This window comes from Nonomuraea rhodomycinica (assembly GCF_013363995.1).
Classification (GTDB): domain Bacteria; phylum Actinomycetota; class Actinomycetes; order Streptosporangiales; family Streptosporangiaceae; genus Nonomuraea; species Nonomuraea rhodomycinica.
In genome coordinates this window covers 1-295 of sequence record NZ_JABWGO010000062.1, presented here as the reverse complement: position 1 = coordinate 295, position 295 = coordinate 1, and the positions used below count along the sequence as shown (strand labels likewise).

The window sequence follows — 295 nt, the reverse complement described above, 5'->3', positions numbered from 1 at the left end:
TCCTTGAGCGGCGAGAACCACAGGCCGTCGTAGACGAGCTCGCTCCAGCGCGGGTCGACGCCGCGCTTGAAGCGGGCCAGGTCGCGTTCGACGGTGACGTTCTCCAGCTCCATGTGCGCGGTGATGAGCGCGACGGCGCCGGGCGCCTCGTACACCTCGCGGGACTTGATGCCGTCGTGCCGGTCCTCGACCAGGTCGATGCGGCCGACGCCATGGGCGCCGGCGCGCCGGTTGAGCTCGTCGATCACCTGGTACGGGGTGAGCGGGCGGCCGTCGAGCGCGGCCGGGACGCCTC

Annotated in this window: 1 pseudogene; it reads right to left on the bottom strand. The window is 72.2% G+C overall.

Annotated elements, in window-relative coordinates:
* A pseudogene (locus tag HT134_RS44425) lies at positions 1 to 295 on the bottom strand (argininosuccinate synthase); the annotation flags it as partial.